Annotated in this window: 18 protein-coding genes and 2 pseudogenes; 7 read left to right on the plus strand and 13 right to left on the minus strand. The window is 57.8% G+C overall.

Going from position 1 to position 22,553, the window contains the following annotated elements; genetic code table 11:
* A pseudogene (locus tag K5E40_RS35385) lies at nt 1-104 on the plus strand (phage infection protein); the annotation flags it as partial.
* A gap of 156 nt (nt 105-260) precedes the next feature.
* Complete coding sequence (locus K5E40_RS08600; RefSeq protein ID WP_221730340.1) at nt 261-1,937, plus strand: diguanylate cyclase; 1,677 nt, start codon at nt 261-263, stop codon at nt 1,935-1,937.
* A gap of 13 nt (nt 1,938-1,950) precedes the next feature.
* Here K5E40_RS08600 and K5E40_RS08605 read toward each other — a convergent pair whose 3' ends face one another.
* Nucleotides 1,951-2,352, minus strand: a complete 402-nt coding sequence (locus K5E40_RS08605; protein ID WP_221730341.1) for a cytochrome c family protein — start codon at nt 2,350-2,352, stop codon at nt 1,951-1,953.
* A 55-nt stretch (nt 2,353-2,407) separates the two neighbouring features.
* The gene (locus K5E40_RS08610; RefSeq protein WP_221730342.1) at nt 2,408-3,739 is read right to left on the minus strand and encodes a PLP-dependent aminotransferase family protein; all 1,332 of its coding nucleotides are present in this window, start codon (nt 3,737-3,739) and stop codon (nt 2,408-2,410) included.
* A gap of 91 nt (nt 3,740-3,830) precedes the next feature.
* Between K5E40_RS08610 and K5E40_RS08615 the strand changes: the two genes are divergently transcribed.
* Nucleotides 3,831-4,724 (plus strand): DMT family transporter, encoded by an 894-nt coding sequence (locus K5E40_RS08615; protein WP_221730343.1) that lies wholly within the window; start codon nt 3,831-3,833, stop codon nt 4,722-4,724.
* 3 nt (nt 4,725-4,727) lie between these two features.
* Here K5E40_RS08615 and K5E40_RS08620 read toward each other — a convergent pair whose 3' ends face one another.
* Complete coding sequence (locus K5E40_RS08620) at nt 4,728-5,543, minus strand: AraC family transcriptional regulator (protein WP_221730344.1); 816 nt, start codon at nt 5,541-5,543, stop codon at nt 4,728-4,730.
* 133 nt (nt 5,544-5,676) lie between these two features.
* On the opposite strand from K5E40_RS08620, the gene K5E40_RS08625 reads away from it, so the two are divergent.
* On the plus strand, nt 5,677-6,192 hold the full coding sequence (locus K5E40_RS08625; RefSeq protein WP_221730345.1) for a carboxymuconolactone decarboxylase family protein: 516 nt from the start codon (nt 5,677-5,679) through the stop codon (nt 6,190-6,192).
* A gap of 132 nt (nt 6,193-6,324) precedes the next feature.
* Here K5E40_RS08625 and K5E40_RS08630 read toward each other — a convergent pair whose 3' ends face one another.
* Nucleotides 6,325-7,770: a SulP family inorganic anion transporter gene (locus tag K5E40_RS08630; RefSeq protein ID WP_221730346.1), complete on the minus strand. Its 1,446-nt coding sequence runs from the start codon at nt 7,768-7,770 to the stop codon at nt 6,325-6,327.
* A gap of 173 nt (nt 7,771-7,943) precedes the next feature.
* On the opposite strand from K5E40_RS08630, the gene K5E40_RS08635 reads away from it, so the two are divergent.
* Entirely contained in the window at nt 7,944-8,264 is a 321-nt protein-coding gene (locus tag K5E40_RS08635; RefSeq protein ID WP_221730347.1) for a hypothetical protein, read from the plus strand.
* Nucleotides 8,265-8,463: 199 nt separating this feature from the next.
* On the opposite strand, the gene K5E40_RS08640 is transcribed toward K5E40_RS08635, so the two are convergent.
* Nucleotides 8,464-11,535: an efflux RND transporter permease subunit gene (locus K5E40_RS08640; protein WP_221730348.1), complete on the minus strand. Its 3,072-nt coding sequence runs from the start codon at nt 11,533-11,535 to the stop codon at nt 8,464-8,466.
* On the minus strand, nt 11,532-12,641 hold the full coding sequence (locus K5E40_RS08645; protein ID WP_221730349.1) for an efflux RND transporter periplasmic adaptor subunit: 1,110 nt from the start codon (nt 12,639-12,641) through the stop codon (nt 11,532-11,534). Before K5E40_RS08645 ends, K5E40_RS08640 begins: the two co-directional genes overlap by 4 nt.
* Before the next feature lie 212 nt (nt 12,642-12,853).
* On the opposite strand from K5E40_RS08645, the gene K5E40_RS08650 reads away from it, so the two are divergent.
* Entirely contained in the window at nt 12,854-14,314 is a 1,461-nt protein-coding gene (locus K5E40_RS08650; protein ID WP_221730350.1) for an efflux transporter outer membrane subunit, read from the plus strand.
* A 48-nt stretch (nt 14,315-14,362) separates the two neighbouring features.
* On the plus strand, nt 14,363-15,148 hold the full coding sequence (locus K5E40_RS08655; protein ID WP_221730351.1) for an SDR family oxidoreductase: 786 nt from the start codon (nt 14,363-14,365) through the stop codon (nt 15,146-15,148).
* Nucleotides 15,149-15,260: 112 nt separating this feature from the next.
* On the opposite strand, the gene K5E40_RS08660 is transcribed toward K5E40_RS08655, so the two are convergent.
* From K5E40_RS08660 to K5E40_RS08690, 7 genes and pseudogenes are all read right to left on the minus strand, one after another.
* The gene (locus K5E40_RS08660) at nt 15,261-16,532 is read right to left on the minus strand and encodes an OmpP1/FadL family transporter (protein WP_221730352.1); all 1,272 of its coding nucleotides are present in this window, start codon (nt 16,530-16,532) and stop codon (nt 15,261-15,263) included.
* A 199-nt stretch (nt 16,533-16,731) separates the two neighbouring features.
* The gene (locus K5E40_RS08665) at nt 16,732-17,358 is read right to left on the minus strand and encodes a TetR/AcrR family transcriptional regulator (protein WP_221730353.1); all 627 of its coding nucleotides are present in this window, start codon (nt 17,356-17,358) and stop codon (nt 16,732-16,734) included.
* A 155-nt stretch (nt 17,359-17,513) separates the two neighbouring features.
* Entirely contained in the window at nt 17,514-18,047 is a 534-nt protein-coding gene (locus K5E40_RS08670) for a cysteine hydrolase family protein (protein ID WP_221730354.1), read from the minus strand.
* A 67-nt stretch (nt 18,048-18,114) separates the two neighbouring features.
* Complete coding sequence (gene ggt / locus K5E40_RS08675; RefSeq protein ID WP_221730355.1) at nt 18,115-19,842, minus strand: gamma-glutamyltransferase; 1,728 nt, start codon at nt 19,840-19,842, stop codon at nt 18,115-18,117.
* A 242-nt stretch (nt 19,843-20,084) separates the two neighbouring features.
* On the minus strand, nt 20,085-20,675 hold the full coding sequence (locus K5E40_RS08680) for an NUDIX domain-containing protein (RefSeq protein ID WP_221730356.1): 591 nt from the start codon (nt 20,673-20,675) through the stop codon (nt 20,085-20,087).
* Nucleotides 20,676-20,789: 114 nt separating this feature from the next.
* Nucleotides 20,790-21,791, minus strand: a pseudogene (locus K5E40_RS08685) (chitinase); the annotation flags it as partial.
* Between the two features lie 43 nt (nt 21,792-21,834).
* Nucleotides 21,835-22,470 carry a lytic polysaccharide monooxygenase auxiliary activity family 9 protein gene (locus K5E40_RS08690; RefSeq protein WP_221730358.1) on the minus strand — a complete coding sequence of 212 codons (636 nt, stop codon included), beginning with the start codon at nt 22,468-22,470 and terminating at the stop codon, nt 21,835-21,837.
* Between the last annotated feature and the right edge of the window lie 83 nt (nt 22,471-22,553).

A 22,553-nucleotide genomic window follows, 5' to 3' on the forward strand; every position in this document is an offset into this window, starting at 1 on the left:
GTCTGATCGAACGCCGTGTTGCTGAAGGTGGCTCGGATCGTCTGATCGAACGCCGTGTTGCTGAAGGTGGCTCGGATCGTCTGATCGAACGCCGCGTTGCATGAATCAATAGCTCCACGCAGTCCCATTAAAGAGCCCGGCCTGATCAGCCGGGCTTTTTTGCGTCCACAGTTTCGGTACGTTTCATGAACCACTTCGCTGGCAGCCCATCAACGATGTCGCATACCATGGCGCCACTCAAATAAAGACAGACACCGCTCATGCTCAAAGCCAGTCTGCGTAGCCACCTCACCCTTTGGTTTGCCGGTTTGTCCCTGCTGACGTTGTTGAGTGTGGGCTTTTATGTCGGGCACATCGCCACCGAACAGATGAAACAGGCCAGCGGTAATGCGCTGTTGAATACTGCGCGGTCGGCAGCCACGTCGCTCGGCGAGCAATTGCGCGAGCGCCAGCTTGAGGTTTATATGCTCAGCCGCGCGCCCCATCTGGAGCGTGGCAATCTGGACAACCCGGCGATTCTGAAGTCGATGCAGTTGCGCACTCAGGCGCGCACCGAGTACGCGTGGATGGGTGTAACCGACGCCGAGGGTCGCGTTCATCAAGCCGTGAATGGGTTGCTGGTCGGTCAATCGGTGCAGCAACGACCGTGGTTTCAGGCCGGGTTACGTGGCCAATACACCGGTGATCCGCATGAAGCCGTGCTGCTGGCCAAGTTACTGCCGGGTCTGCCAAACGGCGAACCGCTGCGTTTTATCGATTTTGCCGCACCGATCCGAAATGCCGAAGGCCAAGTGATTGGCGTGCTCGGCGCCCACGCTCACTGGAGTTGGGTCACGCGTATCGTCGAATCGGCGGCGTTTTCGCACAAGAACGCTTCGCCGGACATCGAGGCGTTGATTATCGATTACGACGGGAAGGTTTTGTATCCCGAAGCCCTGATGGGCCAGCAACTGGCAACGAACGATTCGAAGTCGAGCGGATGGTCCGTCGGTAACGGTTACCTGACCAGCATGGTTACCGTGCCTACGCCCCCCAGTACAGCGCTGTCGTGGTCGATTGCCTTACGTCAGCCACTGGAGACCGCACTGCAACCGGCACGCCTGCTGCTCTATAAGCTGTTGATTCTTGGGGTTTTCGCGGCCGTGATATTTGGTGTTGTGGCGTATTACCTGGCGCTGTATCTGAGCCGTCCAATCGAGCAACTCGCTCGCTCGGCCAAACAGGTACAGGACAACCAGCGCGGCGCGCACTTCCCTCTTCAACATCCGGTTCGGGAAATTGCCCAGCTCGGCCAGTCAATCGAGGCGATGACGCAATCGCTGCTCGGCAAAGAGCGCGAACTGCAGGAAGCCAACGCCACGCTCGAAGCCACCGTGGCACAACGCACCGCCGACCTCATGCAGGCCAACGCCGAGTTGCTGAATCTCGCGACTCACGACGCCCTGACCGGGGTCTTCAACCGTCGCCGTTTCGACGAAAAACTCACCGAATACAGCCTGCTGTCACGGCGCACGGGGCGGCCGTTCGCGTTATTGCTGATCGACGCCGACCACTTCAAACGCGTCAATGACACCCACGGTCATGCCGTCGGCGACGAAGTGCTGCAACAATTGGCGCAATTGATTCAGACCAGCCTGCGCACCACCGACTTCGTGGCACGTTACGGCGGTGAGGAGTTCGCCGTGCTGCTGCCGGAAATCAGCATGCCCGACACACCTGAGAGGGTCGCCGAGAAGATTCGCGCGGCGGTGGCCGAGGCTGATTTCGCAACCGCCGGGCAGGTGACGGTCAGCGTCGGTGTAGGGTTGGCAGACCCAGCAGACAACAGCCCCGGGAATCTGATCAAACGTGCGGACCAACAGCTGTATCAGGCGAAAGCGGCGGGTCGTAATCAAGTGGCCAGCCACGGTTACAGTGCAACGCCGACACAACCGTAGGCGTTGCTTGGTTTCACTCGGCAGCGCCTACTGGGGAAAACATCTGCAGATACGCCAGCAGATTTTCGAGTTTCTCCTCATCACTCAGCCCCCAGAAAATCATCCGCGTGCCCGGCACCACGCCTTTTGGGTCTTTCAGGTAAGCCTTCAGTGTTTCGTGATCCCAGGTCACCCCTGAGTTCTTCATTGCTTCGGAATACACATAATTCGCCGACGTCCCGGCCGGTCGACCGATGATGCCGTTGAGCTGCGGGCCAAATCCCGGGCGGGCGGATTCGCCGACCTGATGGCAGCCGCCGCACAGGCGCGGAAAGATTTTTGCGCCGGCCTCGGGGTCGCCTGCGGCGTGGGCAGTGGTGCTGAGCAGGCCAGCAGTGAGGATCAGAACTGAAGACAGTGACGCGGGGTTTTTCATTTAGGCTTCCGGGTCGGCATAAAAAACGGGCGGCGCAAGGGTAGCACTTTGGTTTTCACAGGTAAGCGCCAACGACCGTTCTGACAGTGATCAAGGCCTGGCGCAACACCGCCATGTCCACCGAGCCCAATGCCAGTCGAATCGCATGTGGCGCATGGGGCGACACGGAAAACGGCTCGGCGGTGGTGACCGAAATCTGTTCGTGCATCAATTCCACGACCATCTGATCGGCGCGCACATCTTCCGGCAGCGGTAGCCACAGGAAGTACGAGGACGGATGGCCGATGCAGGTCAGCCCTTTCAGCCACTCGGCGGCCAATGCTTGGCGCGCCTTGGCGTCTTGGCGTTTTTGTTCTTCAAGCAGTGTGACGGTGCCGTCGTCGAGCCAGCCGCAGGCCAACGCCGTCATCACGCCCGGCGTGTTCCAAGTGGTAGCACGAATGATGCGCTCCAGTGCCGGCACCTTGGGCGCAGGCGCCGCGATAAAACCAACGCGCAGGCCCGTGGCAATATTCTTGGAAAGTCCCGACACGTACACCGTGCGCTCAGGCGCCAGGTCGACCAACGCACGCGGTGGGTTTTCCACCAGAAACGCGTAGGCCGCGTCTTCAATGATGGTCAGATCATGCCGCCGGGCAATCGCGACCAGTTGCTCGCGCTGTTCAAGGGGCGTCACCCACCCCAACGGATTGTGCAGGGTCGGCATGCTATAGACGGCGCGCACCGAACGGCTGTGACAGAGCTTTTCCAGCGCCTGAAGATCCGGCCCCTGATTGCCGAGCGGGATCGCCACCACTTCCAGATGCAGGGCCTCGGCCAACACTTTGAACCCGGAATAGGTCAGCGCATCCGCCGCGATCACATCGCCCGGTTTGAGCAGCGCCATCAATGTCACCGCCAGTCCTTGCTGGGCACCGTTCACGATCAGCACTTGCTCGGTATCGACCTGTACGCCACGGGTTTGCAAGTGTCGAGCGACAGAGGCGCGTTCGTGTTGACGACCCGCGTGGGGTTGGTAGCGCAGCAGCGCTTCGAGATCACCGGACAATGCCAATTGCCGCAGCGCAGTGCGCAACAGGTCAGCCTGACCGGGCAGCGACGGGTAATTGAAATTGAGGTCGATCATGCCGACCGCTACGTCCTTCTGATCAATGCCCAGCCCCGCCGATAACGACGTTTCACGCACAAACGTCCCTCGTCCGGTCTCGCCGCTGACCAGGCCCATCGCCTCCAGTTCGGCGTACACCCGCGAGGCCGTGACCAACGCCAACCCCTCTTTGGCGGCCAGTTCTCGATGAGTGGGCAATCGCGTACCGGGCGCCAGACGTCCCGCGCGAATATCGGCGGCGTAGAGGTCAACGAGGGTCTTGTAGCGGGAGCGCGGCATGCCGGGATGTATCCATGACAATTTTTTGATTGTGCTGATTTTTAGCCCCAGCATGGCGGCAATGCAACCCCACCTTTGAGCATGCCTTCGTATGGAACGGACTTCGAACCTGCCTCACCCGGCCGTGGAAAAAACCATCGGCTGGATCAACGGTTTTATCGGCGTGGTGATCTTCAGTGGATCGCTGCCGGCCACCCGGGTGGCCGTGCTGGAGTTCGATCCGGTGTTTCTCACCGTGGTGCGCGCCGCCATCGCCGGGGTATTGGCGGTGGCATTACTGTGGTTATTTCGAGCGCGGCGATCGGCACGAATTCAGTGGCGGTCGTTGCTGATTGTGGCCATGGGTGTGGTGCTCGGGTTTCCACTGTTGACCGCACTCGCGCTGCAACACGTCACGTCGGCGCATTCGATTGTTTTTGTGGGATTACTGCCACTGTCTACAGCGATTTTCGCCGTGCTGCGCGGCGGTGAGGGGCCTCGACCGGTGTTCTGGGGCTTCTCGATTCTTGGCAGTGCCCTGGTGGTGGGCTTCGCGCTGTCCCAGGGTATCAGCGCCTCGCCCACCGGTGACTTGCTGATGCTCGCGGCGATTCTGGCGTGCGGCCTCGGTTATGCCGAAGGCGCAAAACTGTCGCGAACCCTCGGCGGCTGGCAGGTGATCTGCTGGGCATTGGTGCTGTCGTTACCCGTGATGGCGCTGTTGAGTCTGTGGCTGGCGCCCGTCTCGTTCCGTCACATCAGCCTGTCGGCGTGGCTGTGCCTGGCCTATGTGTCGCTGTTCAGCATGTTGATCGGGTTTGTGTTCTGGTATCGCGCACTGGCGCAGGGCGGGATCGCGGCAGTGGGGCAATTGCAGTTGCTGCAACCGTTTTTCGGTTTGGCGCTGGCCGCGACGTTGCTGCATGAACAGGTCAGCGTCGGCATGCTCGCGGTGACGCTGGGCGTGATTGTGTGTGTGGCCGGGGCGAAGAAATTCGCCCAGTAATGCTCAGGTTGCGGCTTTCCACTCCCGAGGGCTTAATCCGGTCTTGCGTCGAAACGCCCGGGCCAGCGCCGAAGGACTTTCGTAACCGACCTCTTCGGCGATCAGTGCAATCGGTTTGCCCTCGCGCAGGCGTTTCTGCGCGAGGCTGACCCGCCAACTCAGCAGATAATCGGCCGGAGTCTGCCCGACGACGCGGTGAAACTGCTCGGCAAAACCTGCGCGGGACAGATTGGCAGCAGTCGCCAGGTCGGCCACGCTCCACGGTTTTGCCGGTTGTTCGTGTATCAGGTTCAAGGCGCGAGACAAACGCGGATCGGCCAGCCCGGCCATCATTCCCGGTTGTTGGTCACGACTGCTGATGAGGTGGCGCAACAGCAGAATCACCAGCAATTCGAACAGCCGATCCATCACGGCGACGCGCCCGCAGTGCCCTTCGAAAGCTTCCTTGAACAGCCACTCCAGGGTGTTGCCCAGCTCGGGGATCTCGGTGAGTTTGAGCACCAGATAATCCGGCAGTGCGGCCGCCAGAGCATTTCCGGAGCCACCGTCAAAGGTCAGTGTCGCGCAGACCACTCTCGTGTCCATGGACTCGTCGGCAAACATTCGGTGGGCAAAGGGTCTGGGAAAGAAAATCAGCGACGGCTCATCGAGTCGTATCTCGCGCTCACTGCCCGGCTTGAGCAACAACTCCCCCGCCTGCAACAGATGCACATGCCCGTTTGGCTCGCCGTCATGAACGCTGACGCCGCAAAAGTTGCCGCTGTGAAACGTGCCGGCATGGACAGCGAAATGGCTGAGTAATGTGGAAAGGCGATCCATGGGCGACTCCTCAAGGGCATATCCGGACGATCTGTCGCATATCCTCGACGATTTGCACCCAATGCGCCAGCCGCCCTCATTAACATCCTCTCCATCGCCGGCGCACTTCGCACCGGACTTTCGGAGAATCACCATGAGCCGTATCCACGCTATCAGCCTCGACACCGCCACCGACGCCACCCGCCCAGTACTGGAAGGCGTGAAGAAAAAAATCGGCTTCCTGCCCAACGTGTTCACCACACTGGCCAAGGCCCCGGTGGCGCTTGAGACCTACCTGCAAGCCTCCGCGATACTCGGTAAAACCTCGCTGAGCGCGAAGGAGAAAGAAGCGGTTTACCTCGCCACTTCGCAAGTCAACGGTTGCGATTATTGCCTGGCGGCGCACACCCTGTTTGCCAGCAAGGCCGGCTTATCGGCGCAGGACATCGTCGCAGCGCGTCAGGGCGAACTCAACGCCTACGCCGCCCTCGCCCATCAACTCACCGAAAGCCGGGGTCAGTTGAGCGACGAGCAGATTGCCGCCGCGCGCGCTGCCGGGATCGATGACACGAAAATAATTGAGGTGATTGCGCTGGTGGCGGTACAGACACTGACCAACTACCTGAACAATGCGGCGTTGACCGATATCGATTTCCCGGCGATCGACTGAACCTCGCGGGGGCAAAAACCACTGTGGGAGCGAACTTACTCGCGAAAGTGCCGGATCAATCAACATTATCGTTGAATGACACCCCACCTTCGCGAGCAAGTTCGCTCCCACAGCCGATCAGCAGCGCAGTGCTCAGTCGTGAGCAACGCCCGCACGTTTGAGCAGTTTCTTGCAGCGTTCCGACAGATGAAATACCTGCAAATGCTTGCCGGCCTTTTCGTAACGCTCACGCAGGGTTTTCAGCGCGGCAATCGCCGAGTAATCGACAAAGCTCAAATGCCGGCAATCCAGCGTCACTTTTTGCGGATCTTTGGCCGGGTCGAACTGGTTGAGGAACGCCGTCGCCGAGGCGAAGAACAGCGTGCCGTGCAAGCGATAGAGCTTGCTGCCATCGGCTTCCATATGTTCATCGGCGTACAACTCACGGGCCTGCTGCCAAGCAAAATTCAACGCGGCGATGATGATCCCGCACAGCACCGCCGTGGCCAGATCGGTGAACACGGTGATGATGGTCACGGCGATGATCACCAGCACATCGTTGAGCGGCACTTTGTTCGCCACCCGCAACGAAGCCCACGCGAACGTCTGCTGCGACACCACGAACATCACGCCGACCAGCGCCGCCAGCGGAATACGCTCGATCAGCGGCGACAGAAACAGAATGAACAACAGGATCAGCACGCCCGCCACCACGCCGGACAAACGCCCGCGCCCGCCAGAGCTCAAGTTGATCACGGTCTGGCCGATCATCGCGCAACCGCCCATCCCGCCAAATGCACCGGAGACCATGTTCGCCGCACCCAACGCCACACATTCGCGATCCGGGTAGCCACGGGTTTCGGTGATTTCGTCAGTGAGGTTGAGGGTCAGCAGGGTTTCCAGCAGGCCGACCAGCGCCATCAGGATCGCGTATGGGGCGATGATGCGCAGGGTTTCAAAGTTCCACGGGATGTCCGGCAACGCGAAGGTCGGTAGGCCACCAGCGATATGCGCCATGTCACCGAGGGTGCGGGTCGGCAGGCCGAACAGATACACCAGCAGGCCAACACCGAGGATCGCCACCAGTGCCGGCGGCACCGCTCGGGTCAGGCGCGGCAAGATGTAGACGATGGCCATGGTCAACAACACGAGCCCGGTCATCAGGTACAGCGGCGTGCCGCTGAGCCAGTCTTCACCGCTCTTGAAATGCTCCAGTTGCGCCAGCGCAATGATGATCGCCAGGCCATTGACGAAGCCGAGCATCACCGGGTGCGGCACCATGCGCACCAGTTTACCCAGGCGCAACAGCCCGAACGCCATCATGATCAAACCGCCCAGCAACACCGTTGCCAGCAGATATTGCACGCCTTGCTGCACCACCAGCGCAACGATCACCACCGCCATCGAACCTGCCGCACCGGAGACCATCCCCGGCCTGCCACCGAACAACGCGGTCAGCGTACAAATGATGAAGGCGCCGTACAGGCCCATCAGCGGATTGAGGTGGGCCACCAGCGCAAATGCAATGCATTCGGGCAACAGGGCAAACGAGGTAGTGAGTCCGGCCAGGACATCGGCGCGCAGACGTATCGGTTTCATGGCTTACCTGATTGAGCGGCCGCCAAGCACGGCCGCTTTTATTGGGTGAAAAGAGTGTTGCGCAAAAGAGGGTTGCGAATGTTACGGAATTGTCCGCGATGGGGCCAGTGATCGCTGACACTTGTGGACCCGCGCTTTATGCTGGCGCTCTTGTGCACTGATCGAGTTCGAACATGGCTGTATTTCTGACCGCCCGCGAGGTTTGCCAACGATTGCGTGAGGCTGCGCTGGGCGTGCTTGCGCTCAAGGTGTGCGAAACACCCAACGAATCCGGACGGGTAGTGATCGACATCGAAGGCTGGCACCTGCTGCTGGATTTTGCAGGAGAACAGTTGCATCACTGTGAATACGCCCGCGACCCCGATGGCCAGGAAGGCACGCTTGAGACGTGGCAGCGCTATGGCACTGATCCGGTGAGTTTGCTCAGTACCTGGGAATTGGCGCGGGTTGAAGCCTTGCTGATGGGGCCGGCGAACGCGGCGGTTCAGTTATAGCACCGCGCCAACAATTCGCCTTCCCTACAGACGTTCACGCCAACCGTGGCAGTTGCCTGCGATCAGCCACGCTCAGCTCATTGCCCAATCCTGGGATGGCCGGCACCAAGGGAGCAGCAGCTTCTTCGGTTTCATCACGATCCGGAACGCGATTAACGCTTGCAACCCCTCTCATCGGTGCCTATGCCAGTTTTACTGATTAAGTCCGCACTTTGTTGTCAGGACTGATCTTGAACCAGATGGAATACATCGCTGGCAGGAACACGAGTGTCATGGCGGTTCCGACGAGGGTGCCTCCTATAAGGGTGTAGGCCAGAGTGCCCCAGAACACAGAATGCGTCAGGGGAATGAATGCCAGGATGGCGGCGAGTGCCGTTAGCAGTACCGGCCGAGCACGTTGCACCGTGGCTTCGACCACCGCGTGAAACGGCTCCAGCCCTTCTTGCGCGTTGTGATGGATTTGCCCAATCAGAATCAGCGTATTGCGCATCAGGATGCCCGACAGGGCGATTAAACCGACCAGTGCATTGATACCAAATGGCTGCTGGAAGATAAGCAATGTCGGTACTACACCAATCAATCCTAACGGCGATGTGAGGAACACCATGATCATCGCCGAGATCGAACGAACCTGCACAATGATGATGAGCAAGGTCATGGCTATCATGATTGGCAGCAACGGCAGGATCGCCTTGCCAGCCTTGCCAGACTCCTCAATGGCACCCGCCTGCTCAATCCGATACCCGTCTGGCAGTTTCTCAATGATCGGTTGCAACGCCTTCATGATCACACTTGAAACATCCGGCGGCTGCAAGTCTTCGGCAATGTCGCCACGTACGGTGATGGTCGGAGTACGATCACGACGCCGAAGGATCGGATCCTCCATGCGTACATCGACCTCCCCTACCTGGGACAACGGGATGCGCTGTCCCGATGCACCGACTAACGTGAAGCCTTTGATTTGCGCCGGGTCGAGCCGGATATTGCCCGCAGCACGACCGACGACCTGCACTGAACGGATATCCTCACGAACCGCTGTGATGGGAACGCCGGTCAGCAGGAACTGCAGTTGTTGTGCAACCGCGTTTGAAGTCAGCCCCACCGCCTGCAAGCGGTCCTGATTCAAGGTGAAATGCAGTGTCGGCGTCAGCGGGCCCCAGTCGGTATTCACCGTTCTCATCATAGGGCTATCCTGCATCACGCCCCGGACCTGCTCCGCAATGTCGCGCAATTTGGCAGGATCGGGTCCCATCACCCGGTAGGCCACCGGAAATGGCGAATAAGGACCAAAGACAATTTGAGCCGCCCTGACACGGGCTTCGGGGGCAAGCCCGGCAGCAACCGCTTCGCGAAAACGGTTTTTTAGGGTTTCACGTGCCTCCTGACTGTCCGTCAGCACTACAATCTTGGCGAACGATGGATCGGGCAGTTCTGGCGCCATCGCGAGGAAAAAGCGTGGCGCACCTTGCCCAATATAAGCAGTGACGATTTTTGCCTCCTTCTGCTTTCGCAGCCAGGCCTCAACCTTGGCGGCAGCGATACTGGTCTGCTCGATGGAGGTTCCGTAGGGCATTTGCACCTCGACCATGACCTCGGGACGGTCCGAGGTGGGGAAGAACTGCTTCTTGACGAGCCCCATGCCTGCAACGGCCACGAAAAACAACGTGATAACCGTGCCGGCCACCAGCCATTTACGGGCGATAACGCGTGTCAGGACCTGACGAAAGCGGTTGTAGTGGGGCGTGTTGTAGATAGCCGCATGTCCACCCTCCACGGTCTTGATGTCTGGCAACAACTTCACCCCCAGATAAGGGGTGAAAGCCACCGCGACGACCCAGGAGGCAATCAGAGCAATGCCCACAATCCAGAACATGTTGCTGGTGTACTCACCGGCCGTTGACTGCGCGAAGCCATTCGGCAAAAAACCGATAGCCGTCACCAAGGTACCGGACAGCATCGGTGCCGCCGTGTGACTCCAGGCATACGCGGAGGCTTTGATGCGATCGTAACCCTCCTCCATTTTCACAACCATCATTTCGATGGCAATGATGGCGTCATCTACCAGTAACCCCAGCGCCAGGATCAGTGACCCAAGCGTTATACGGTCAAAGTTCTTTCCGGTGGCCGCCATCACTACAAACACTATCGCCAGTGTCAACGGTACGGCCGCGGCGACAACCACGCCTACTCGCCAGCCCATGCTGAGAAAGCACACAAGCATTACCACCAGCAGCGCGACAAAAAATTTGACCATGAACTCGCCAACGGCCGAGTCAATGTTTACGGCTTGATCGGTCACCTTGGTCAGCGTCATGCCCAGCGGCATACTCTCATTGATTTTAGTCGTCTCGGCGTCCAGTGCCTTGCCAAGATCCAGACCGTTCCAGCCCTCTCGCATCACTATGCCCAGCAATAGGGCATCTTCGCCGTTATTGCGCACAATAAAGGTGGCGGGATCTTCATAACCGCGCTCGACTGTCGCTACGTCAGAAAGCTTGAGTGTCCGTCCCTGCAAGGCAACAGGTGTGTCACGAATGCTCTGCAACTTATCGAAGGCACCATCGAGACGCAGAAAAACCTGTGGCCCGCTGGTTTCTATTGATCCGGCGGGGGTCAGCACATTCTGACCGTTCAGCGCGGCGAAGATGTCCTGAGGCGATACGCCAAGTGTGGCTAACCGATCATGGGAGAACGAAACAAATATCCGTTCGGCTTGCTCACCGATGATGTTGACCTTCTTCACACCTGACACATGCAACAGGCGCTGTCGCAGAGACTCCGCATCACGCACCAGCAAGCGCTGCGGCTCGCCTTTGGCTTTCAGAGCGAAGAGCGCAAATGTCACGTCGGAATACTCGTCATTGATCATGGGCCCGATGACACCCGCCGGCAGCCTGATGGCTTCATCGTCCATTTTTTTTCGCGCCTGATAGAACTCTTCCTGCACTTGCGAGGGTGGCGTGCTGTCGAGCAGCGACACCATCGTGAAAGCGAGGCCCGGACGCGTATAGGTTTCAGAGCGGTCATACCACTTGAGTTCTTGCAGACGCTTCTCAAGTGGCTCGGCCACTTGATCCTGCATCTCCTGTGCTGTAGCCCCCGGCCACGCCGTGATGATTGTCAACTGTTTGACCGTAAATGGCGGATCCTCAGCACGCCCCAATTTGAAGAACGCCAGGACACCTGCAACGGCAATCAGAAAAATCAGAAACACGGTGACAGATCGCTCGCGAACCGCGATCGCGGAAATATTGAATCGCCCCTCGTTCATGGACGACTCCCGGCAACATTGGCGTGATCCTGCTGAGGCACTCTCACCGCCTCCCCATCGCGCAGCAGATGTGCGCCTAGCGCGACAATCTGCTCGCCGACGTTGAGGTTACCGGTGACTCGCGCCGAGTCGTCGCTCAAACCCAGGACTTGCACCGGTCGCCAGGTCACTTTTGCGGGTGAGCCGCTAATGACCCATACGCCTGGACCTTTACCTGGGTCAAAAACAGCAGCGATGGGCACTTGCAACGTCGGCTCTGGTGTTGAGCCTTCTTCAATTGCGAGGGTAACAGTCGAACCTATCGGTGCATTGGCCAGCGTCCCCGCGAGGACATACCGCGCCTCAAAGGTGCGTGTCACACGGTCAGCCGAGTCCGAAAGCAGTCTGAGTTTCGCGGTAACGGTTCCCGAGTTGTCCCCATAGAGCTTCGCCTGCGCGGTTGATCCGGCAGCCGGACGCAATGTTTCGGGCAAGTACACGATGGCCTCGCGCTGACCGGCTCGAGCCAGTCGAACCACGGTTTGTCCCGAGGTGACGACCTGCCCTGGCTCGGCGAGTGTTTCCACCACAACACCGTCGGCATCTGCAACCAGTACCGCATAACCAGAAGCATTACGCGCAACGTCAGCCTGCGCCTCAGCGGCGTTGAGCTGCGCCTTTGCGGTATCTGCGGCGGCCTTGATCAGGTCGTAGGCCGATGCAGAGATGGCGCCTGCGGCGACCAGGTCGCGATATCGAGCCTCGTCATCGGCTGTCTGCCTGGCTCGGGCCCGGGCGGCTACCACCGACTCCCGCTGTGCTCGCGCCTCTAGCACCAGGTCAACGGGATCGAGGCGCATAAGCGGTTGCCCACGCTTGACTTTCTGGCCGGTATCTACCAGCCGCTCAAGCACCTTGCCCGATACGCGAAATCCCAAGTCGCCCTGGACGCGAGCAGCCACCACCCCCGTGAAAGAACGAGAGATGTCGGACGACGCCTGAACAGCAATGGGCCTTACCAAAGGGGCCTGCGTGCGAGGATCCTCAACGGTGGATGAGTCACCGCACGCCGTCAGGACGAGAGGCAACAAGCATGCGGCAATGGGGAAAGGTCGGAGCCGGCGCATAGATTCCCTTACTTAAAATAGGACGAATGTCATATTCTCAGTCTAGTGACCGATATCGTCAACAGTCACGAACTATCAAATAACCCGCGTGACGACCAATAACTAGGAAACCTCATAAAATCGAGCCAATTCTGAAACAACACAAATCAAGTCAATTGACAGCATGTGACCATTACGTAATATGGTCACAAACACGCCGCCAAGGAATCTCAATGCCTCCCCTCCGTCCTTTTGCTCTTTTGGTTAGCGCCGGCTTAATGGCAGGCTGCACGGTTGGCCCGGACTACCATCGTCCAGACGCTCCGCTTTCGGATCATTACATGGGTCAGCCTTCTGCCGAGCTGCGGCCTGAAGCGACGCCGAGCAACCTAGTCTCCTGGTGGGAAAACTTTAATGATCCTTTGCTGACCGCCTTCATCTCCCAGGCACTGGAGCAGAATCTGGACCTGGCACAAGCGTCGGCACGAGTCACACAGACACGGGCCGGATTAGGGGCGGCCACTGCGGCACTTCTGCCCTCTGCAAACATCAACGGACAGGCCGCGCGCTCTTATCAGTCAGTCGAGACGCCACTGGGCCAGGTGTTGAATTCAACACCTGGCTATGACCGATACGGAAGTTCCTACGAGGCCAACCTTGAGGCGCGCTGGGAGGTCGATGTATTGGGTGGGCTGCGCCGAGGGCGCGAGGCTGCACTGGCTGAGTACCAGGCGTCCAAAGCAGGTTTAACTGCTACACGACTCGTGATCGCCGCGCAGGCTGCCGACATCTACATCACCCTTCGCGGATTACAGACACGACTGGATATTGCCAACAAACAAGTCAAAACACAGCGCGAGTTGCTGGAGAAGGTCCAATTGCTCTACAGCAAGGGTTTGGCCGCCACCTATCAGGTTCGTCAGACTGAGGGCGAACTGTCGCGGATCCAGGCAACAGTTCCCGCATTGCAAACCGGTCTGGATGCGGCCATGAATGCAATGGATGTAATGCTCGGAACGCCTCCAGGGACTCACCGGACCCAACTGGCGAGAGAGGGAAGCATTCCTGCTGCGCCGCCGCTAAAAGCGCTGGGAACACCGGCCGACCTGCTACGACGCAGGCCGGATCTGATCGTGGCCGAGCGCCGACTTGCGGCCTCCAACGCACGCATTGGAGAAGCCATTGCCGAGTACTATCCAAAATTCTCCCTCAGCGCACTGCTCGGTAGCGCTACTGCGGTATCCAGCGGCAATCTTTTTTCCAGCGGCGCCAGTCAGTCGGCAGGTGTTTTGGGCCTACGCTGGAGACTCTTCGATTTTGGACGTATCAACGCCCAAATCAATCAAGCCAAAGGCCAGGAAGCTGAAGCGTTGGCCGCCTACCGCCAGTCAGTGCTACGCGCAACAGAAGATGTAGAGAACGCGCTCTCCTCACTGGTCAATCGGGAAACCCAGGCAAATACCCTTACCAGAGGGGAGACAGCTCTGACTCAGGCTCGCGAATCGTCATTCACCGCCTATGAAAAGGGCACGGCCAGCTTGATCGATGTCCTGCGTGCCGACGAGACACTGCTGCAGACCTCCGATGCCAGGGCGCAAGCGCGAACGGAGTCCGCACGTGCCGCGGTGGCTGTATTCAAGTCTCTCGGTGGCGGCTGGCAGCCCGTTGAATCTCAGCCTGTAGCGGCGCGATGAGCAACAACCCCAGATAGTTTTTTTCAAACTCCAGCAGGTGTTTACGACATGACAGAAAGAGAAAATTCCTGGGTGCTTATTACTGGCGCCTCAAGCGGATTCGGCAAAGAATTTGCCAGACAGTACGCCGCCAAAGGAAGATCGCTGATTCTGGTGGCGCGCAGACTCAACGAACTTGAAGCGCTCGCGGATGAATTGCGCAGCCACTTCGCCATTGAGGTGATCGTAAAACAAGCAGACCTTTCATCCATTAATGTGATTATTGATCTGCATCGGTATCTGCATGATCGCAATATTGTTGTCGACGTACTGATAAACAACGCGGGCTATGGCTTGCAGGGTGCATTCCTGGACGAACCACTGGAAAGCTCCTTGGCCATGATCGACCTGGATGTCGCCAGCCTGACCGCGATGACGCGTCTGTTTGCAGAAGACATGCGAGCCAGGCGTAAAGGCCATATCCTGATGGTTGCCAGCCTGCTGTCCTACCAGGGTGTTAAACATTTTGCCGTTTACTCAGCCGCCAAAGCTTACGTCCTCAGGTTCTCTGATGCCCTGCATCGTGAACTCAAACGCGACGGCGTGGTGGTAACGGCTCTTTGCCCAGGAATGTCAGATACTGGATTTGCAGAAAGCGCCAGACAGAAAATCACGCCGATATTAAAAAGAGTAATGATGCAGCCCGAACCTGTCGTACAGGCAGGAATCCGGGCGCTGCAAGCCGGACGCATGAGCGTGGTACCCGGCTTTGGCAACAAGGCTATCTCTGTCTTGACGTGGGCCACGCCACGTCGCTTTCATCAGAGCCTCATGGCGCAAGTCATGGGTGTTTGAAGGCCCCAAAAAAAACTTTGGCTGGGAGAGTAAAGGCCGAAAACATGTACTTGAGAGTCGGGAGACAACACATGCTCCCGCCCCTGATACCTGTGGCGCCGCCAGCGCTCAGCTAGAAACGGTAACTAATCGAAGTACCGAGCCCACTGGCACTGTTCTTGTATTTGGCACTGTATGAACCTCTGGTTGCCGAGGCCTCGCTGATCTGTACGCTCTCCTCCCAAAGATAGGAATAAGCAACATCGACCGTGACATTTTCCGCTGGAGTCCAGCCAGCACCGAAGCTGATGACCTTTCGGTCGCCGGTAGGAATGCGGGGACCCCGATTGGTATTGTTGGTGGGGGACTGATCCACCGAAAACCCTGCACGGAGTACCCATTGGTTATTCAACTGATACGCCGCACCGATGGCGTGAGCCCACGTATCATGCCAGTTCTGCTCTTCGGAAATAGTACCCAACTGGCCGCTCAGTAATGGCGGCAAGCCGCTGTTCTCAATCGTCAGATCTTTAAATCGGCTCCAGCGCGTCCAGGTACTTCCAACATAGAGCGTCCAGTCGTTATTGAACTGATGGGTCACCGAAAAATCCACCGACTCCGGGGTGTCCACGTCCAGTGATGCGTCATAGCTACGACCGCTGACGCCAAGCAAGCTGAAGATGCCATCGCTGACTTTGGTTTTGGCATCCAGGTGGTAACTGACCTTGGAATGGTAGGTCAGCCCCAAGCGGGTTTGATCTGTCGCCTGTACCAAAATACCCGCATTGAAACCTAGCGCAGTATCGTCGCCCGCACTTTTGAGTTTTCCGTCATTGCGGCCAGGGCTTAGCGGATTAGGAACCATGCCCGATATCTCACCGCTGATACGATTGATGGTCGGACCGAATCCGATCGAAACTCTGTCGTTGAAGGCATAACTGACTGTGGGCTGAAAAGTCAGTGTCGTAACTTCGCTCTTGTTCGCGTAATAGCGTCCGGCAAAACCACTGCCGTAATCGGTGATCAGGCCAAAAGGCACATAAAAACCGACACCGAACGCCCAATGATCATCGATAGGCTTGACGTAATATCCCATCGGTACCGTGGTTGTCGGCACCATGTCGCCGTCTTCCTTCCCCCCAAACGTACTACGAGTCTGTTTAATGTCGGACTTCGCGAACAGCGTTGCCGCACCCACGCTGACCTGTTCAGTTTTCAGTCGCGACATCCCCGCTGGATTGCCGAAAACGGTGCTGGCATCTTCCGCAGAGGAGGAGCGACCAGCAAAACCGGACCCCATGCCACTAACGCTTTGCTCATTGAGCGCAAAGCCACCGGCAGATACATCAGCGCAAGCCAAAGCGACAGCAAGGCCAAGGGGGATCTTGAGCATTATTTTTTTCATTGTTTGGACTCTATGGGTATCACTGAAATAGAACGTTGAGCACTACAGAAACCCATACTATCCAAGTGACCATTTCAGTCAATAGTCACAAACAATGAAAATCACATGCTTCTCCTGACGCAGGGGTGTCGAAAAACAGAAATCGATGAGCAATAGACCGTCTTGATTCCAATGCCTGAACATCTGGATCAAGGCATGGTCAAGGCATGAGGCTACGCAAGATGAGGTTAGAAGTCAGCGTAGGCGCCACTTCAATAAAATCCAGATTGTGCTGCAGTAACAATGGATTGACGAAGGGCCGTAGCGCGAGATGGATCGCTTCGACGGTCTCGTCCAGCGGGGTCTTGCGCTCGAACTCCCCGGCCTCCCGACCTTCACGCACAATGTCAAAGATAAAGCGCTTGATATGTGCATCATAAACTTGCGAACTGGGCCAGCGCTCCGATGCGGCAAATGCCGCGATGTCATAGAGTTTTCGATCGTTGAAAAACAGGTTCACACCCGTAGCAATCACGGTTTTTACCAGCCTGCGCAAACGTTCAGTCGGGGAAATGTCCTCTGCGTTAACAGCCTGTTCGACTGCTGCAACGATTTGCCCCAGACAATTGGAGCAAATGGCTTCACCGATCGCCTGCTTGGAATCAAAAAACTTATAGATGTAGGCTTTGGAAAAACCTATCGCCTTCGCCAGGTCGGAAACCGTGGTTTTACCGTAACCATACTGGCTAAAATGCTCGTTGGCCGCCTCGACAATCTGGTCTCGAATGTCGTGATCGGCTGGGCCGCGAGTGCTCGGCGAGGATGAAGATCTTGATGGTTGATTCATGAGAGAAGCTTACTCACCCTGCCGAGGACTGACAACTTGTGACTTTTTAAATATTTGATCACAACCACCCTTGTCTCAGGTTTTATCAGACTGATTGCAGCGCCGCTGCACAAAAGCGGAACGCGTTCAACTCAGGACTGGCTTGGTCAATGTAGCTAGAAACAGACTTCGGTCGCAGGTTTGACGTCGACCCGCGCCACGGAACCGGTCAGGTGCGCGAGGTCTTTGTTGTGTTCGGCAATGATGTCTTCAGCCTTCATGTTGCCGTTATCAAGGGTGGAATGAGCGTCAGAGGCCAGCACCACGTCGTAGCCCAACTGATGGGCCTGGCGCACGGTGGCATTGACGCAGTAGTCGGTCTGCAGGCCGCAGATCACCAGGCTTTCAAAGTCTTCGATCGGCAGCAGCTTGCTCAGATCGGTCTGATAGAAAGAGTCCGGTGTGGTTTTGCGTACTCGCAGATCGTTCGCTGAGGTCTCAAGTCCTTCGGCGAGTTGCCAGCCTTCGGCGCCATGGGCCAGGGGGCTGTCGTTTTCCTCATGTTGAATGAACACCACCGGAACCCCTGACTGACGCGCGCGGGCGCTGAGGTCGTTGATGGTGTCGATCACGCGGAGGATGTCGTAGCACTGGTATTGGCCCGAGCACATGGCACGCTGGACGTCGATGATCAGTAATGCGGTTGTCATGATGAGCCTTCCTTGATCAATCCTTGAGGCGGGGACGGACGTGAGCCCGCCCCCTTTTTTACGCCTTTCAGTAACCCAGCGACAACCCGGTATTGCGACGTGGGTCGTTGGCGCCATAGAAACGGTTTTTCCCTACTGGCTTGCCACCCAGCGATGGCGCACCCACCAGAATCGCGGCAATGTGGTTGGCATCCTGCGGCCCGGCAAACTTGTGGCCCCAGCTCTCGAGGATTTTCTTCGTGTCCGGGCTGGCGGCGAAGTCTTCGAGGTTGGTTTCTTCCGGCATCCACTGTTGATGGAAACGCGGCGCATCAACCGCTTCCTGCAAGCCCATGCCGTAGTCGATGACGTTGAGCATGGTCAGCAAGGTGGCCGTGATGATGCGGCTGCCACCCGGCGTGCCGACCACCATGACCACTTTGCCGTCCTTGGTGACGATGGTCGGGCTCATCGACGACAGCGGTGCCTTGCCCGGCGCAATGGAATTGGCTTCGCCCTGCACCAGACCGTACATATTCGGCACGCCGACCTTGGAAGTGAAATCGTCCATTTCGTCATTGAGGATCACCCCGGTCTTGCTCGCCATCACGCCCGCGCCAAACCAGTCATTGAGGGTGTAAGTGACCGACACCGCATTGCCCCACTTGTCGACGATCGAATAGTGCGTGGTGTTGCTACCTTCATGGGGCGCGACGCCGGGTTTCAACTCAGCCGATACGCCCGCCTTTTGCGGCTGGATCGCACTGCGCAGTTGGGTCGCATAGTTTTTGTCCAATAGGTGCTCGATCGGATTTTTGACGAAATCCGGATCACCGAGGTAACTGTTGCGATCCACGTAAGCGTGGCGCATCGCTTCGATCTGGTAGTGCATGCCCTGGGCCGAATGGAAGCCCAGTTCCTTCATCGGATAGCCCTCGAGAATGTTCATGATCTCGCAGATCACCACACCGCCGGAGCTGGGTGGTGGCGCCGAAACCACGTGATAGCCACGGTAGTCGCACTCAATGGGCGCCAGCTCGCGAGTCTTGTATTTATCGAGGTCGGCTTGGGTGATGATGCCTTTGTTGGCCTGACTGGACGTGACGATGGCGTCGGCTACCCAGCCTTTATAGAAACCCTCGGCGCCTTTTTCGGAAATGGTGCGCAGGGTTTTGCCGAGGTCTTTCTGCACCAGTTTTTGCCCGACCTGCATCGTCTCGCCGTTGCTGAGGAAAATCGAGCCGGAATCACGCATGTCCTTTTTGAACACGTCGGTGGCGTATTCGAGCAGCTCGACGTCACCCTGCTCCAGTTCGAATCCGTCCTCGGCCAATTTAATCGCCGGGGCGATCATCTCCGTGCGTGGTTTTGTCCCGTACTTGCTCAGCGCCAATTCCATACCGGACACAGTGCCGGGCACGCCGACCGCCAGGTGCCCACGGGTACTCAGGTCGGGGATGACGTTACCTTCCTTGTCGAGGTACATGTTGGCGGTCGCGGCCAGTGGGGCTTTTTCGCGGAAGTCGAGAAAGGTCTTGCGCCCGTCCGCCAGTTGAATGGTCATGAAGCCGCCACCACCAAGATTGCCCGCAGCGGGATAAACCACCGCCAGCGCATAACCCACCGCCACCGCCGCATCCACCGCGTTACCGCCACTTTTCAATACATCGACGCCCACATGAGTGGCCAGGTGTTGCGCGGTCACCACCATGCCGTTTTCGGCGGCAACCGGCGCCACCGACGCGGCGTGAGCCATCAGGCAACTGAGTGTCAGTGAGGTCGCAATCAGCGATTTGGTCAAAGGTTCGTACTTCATGAGTCGATCTCTTTTTTGTTTTAGGGGCTGTGCAAAACAGAGGGGAACGCTTCAAACGCAACAAGCAGTATGGCCGGGTTTGCGCATTGCGCCTGCCCGTTCAAACGGTAGGCTGGGCGCTGTTGATACCCGCACCAGGGCGCAGCGCTGGCGAAAAACTCGGAGCCGCTTCGCAGCCCAGCGGAGCAAGTTCCCTCGCCTCTATGGGTTTGCTCCGATGCTACAGCCGGTTCGCTCTGGATTCAGGCAGCGAACAGGTTTTTCATCGCCGCATACTGCAACAGCATGATGGTCTTGGCATCGCAGATCTCGCCGCGATAAAACGCTGCCAGCGCATCATCAAAAGACCACTCCAGCACGTCCAGTTCTTCAGTCTCTTCTTCCAGGCCCCCACCTTCGCTGACCTTCGATGCCGCATCATATTCGGCAATAAAGAAGTGCAGTTTCTCTGTCACAGAGCCAGGGCTCATGTACGCCTCGAAGACCTTCTTCACTTCACTGACGCGATAGCCGGTTTCTTCCTCGGCCTCGGCACGAATCCGTTGTTCAGGGGCCTCACCTTCAAGTAACCCCGCCGCCACTTCGATCAGCAAACCGTCATGGCCGTTGACAAACACCGGCAAGCGGAACTGACGGGTCAATACCACCGAACGCTTCTCTCGATTGAACAGCAGAATCGCTGCGCCATTACCCCGGTCATAGACCTCGCGAGTCTGGCGCTGCCACTCCCCGTTATTTCGGTGATAGTCGAAGGTGATTTTCTTCAATAGATACCAGTCGTGGGACAACACCTGAGTGTCGATGATATTGACCCGCTCGGCTGTGGTAGACATGGCGCCTGATCCCTTTTTCATCGGTAAGCAGCCATGGTCGAATAATCTCTGCAACAAAAAAAGCCCGGCAGCGCTACCGGGCTCACTCAGTTGCAACTAACTCGCGAGGGTACCGTGAATCAGCGGCCCATAACGCCGGCTGAACTCCCAGTTGTAAGGCACGCGGTCCTTGCTCACACCGTTGTCCCAGTTAACCGACCAAGTCATCAGGCCCTTGATCGGATGCCCCTTGATGGCCAGCCGTTTGAGCACATTGCCCACCACGGTTTTGTCGATCACATAACCGGTGGCCGCCGCATCGACGTTGGCCGGCAGACCGATGACGAATTTGTCCGCCGCGATCTTCGTGAATCCCCGAGTCCCCGTCACCAGACTTTCGGTCAGGTAATAAAGGAAGTCCTCTTTGAGCGCGTCGTTGTTCTGCGCGATCCACGCACCGGCGCCGTTGTTGGCCTCAGGCACCCAGACCCCGTCGCCACCCTGGTTGTAGAATTGCGGGGCGATGAAGTCGTAGTAGCCTTCCAGCGCTTGCAGGTAGCCGACGTATTTGCCGGTGCTGGTGAGATACGGGAACTCCGGGGCCATGCTGATGATGAAGTGCTTGCCTTGGCCGGCGTAGTGATCCTTGACCAGTTTCAGCGCAGCCGGCAGAACCGTCTTGTTGGCATCGAAATCAATCGCGCTCTGTTCAAGATCGATGTCCAGCCCATCAAAACCGTAGGTTTCCACCAGACGGATGATTTCATTGGCAAGCGGTTGCTCCTGACCGCTGCGCAACTCGATGTGCGCATCGGCGCCACCCAGGGAAATCAGGACGGCCCGCCCCTGACTGTTGAGCACGCCGACCTGACGGCGGAACTCGGCATCGGAAACGTTGAATGGCTTGAAGGTCGGGATACCGTTTCCTCTCATGAAGGCCACTGCGACCACGTTGTATTCCTTGGGTACATCCTCCAGCGTGATGCTGGCGAATCGGCCCTGACGATAACCGTCGCTCGGCCCCGCCGGCCAGTTGTGCCAGAAGCCCATGAGGATCTTTTTACCGGCAATGCTCGGCATCAGCGCAGCAGCATCGCTCGCCGCGTTTTGCACCAGAGAAAAATCAATTTTTGACATGTTCTAATCCTTCAGAACGTGTGGGTTTGGCGACGTTGCGCCGTTATTTGAAGTCGACGTCGAAGGCCTGATAGAAAGCGTTGCCGGTGTTGGCGACGATCCACATCAGTACGATGACGTGATGCCCCTTCTTGTTCGTCGGAAGCTTTACCTCGTGGTTAACCTTGGCCTTCATCTCGGCCGAATGGCTGTAATACGGCACCTGAGTGTAGAAGTCTTCGAAGAACGGTTGTGCTTCCAGTTGTGCCCGGGTGATGCGTTGTTTCGAGTCCCAGCCATCCTTGGTGATCAGCCAGCGATAACCACGCGTGGTGTGCGGCGCGGTGTATGTCCAATTGACTTCCAGGGTCTGACCCGGCGTGACATTGAGCAGTGGCCAAGCGAACGGACGACCGAGCTTTTTGCTCATTTCGTCGTTGGTGAAGTTCACGCAGTCGCGGGGATCGGTCTTGCCGCCACTGAGAATGTAGCCGTCAGCGGGTGGCGCGACACTGTCAGAGTCGGTTTCGTAGGGCGCCGGAAACGGCCCGGCAGCCAGTGCCGGGAAGTTCTTGCCACCTTCCATTTCATTGACCTGCCAGGCACCGAGCAATCCTTGCTCGATAGCGACCGCACCACGGCTCGCCGGGGAGGTGACACGACCGTGTCGCAGTTGGGTTTGTGTTAGGGGTTGATTCATGTTTTTCACTCCGTTGATTTAAGAACTCTCCTTTCCGAGGAGAGGCCTCCAAGCTAACGGAGACGGATTTTTTGTCCATCGGC

Source organism: Pseudomonas baetica (assembly GCF_019733355.1).
GTDB lineage: Bacteria > Pseudomonadota > Gammaproteobacteria > Pseudomonadales > Pseudomonadaceae > Aquipseudomonas > Aquipseudomonas baetica_A.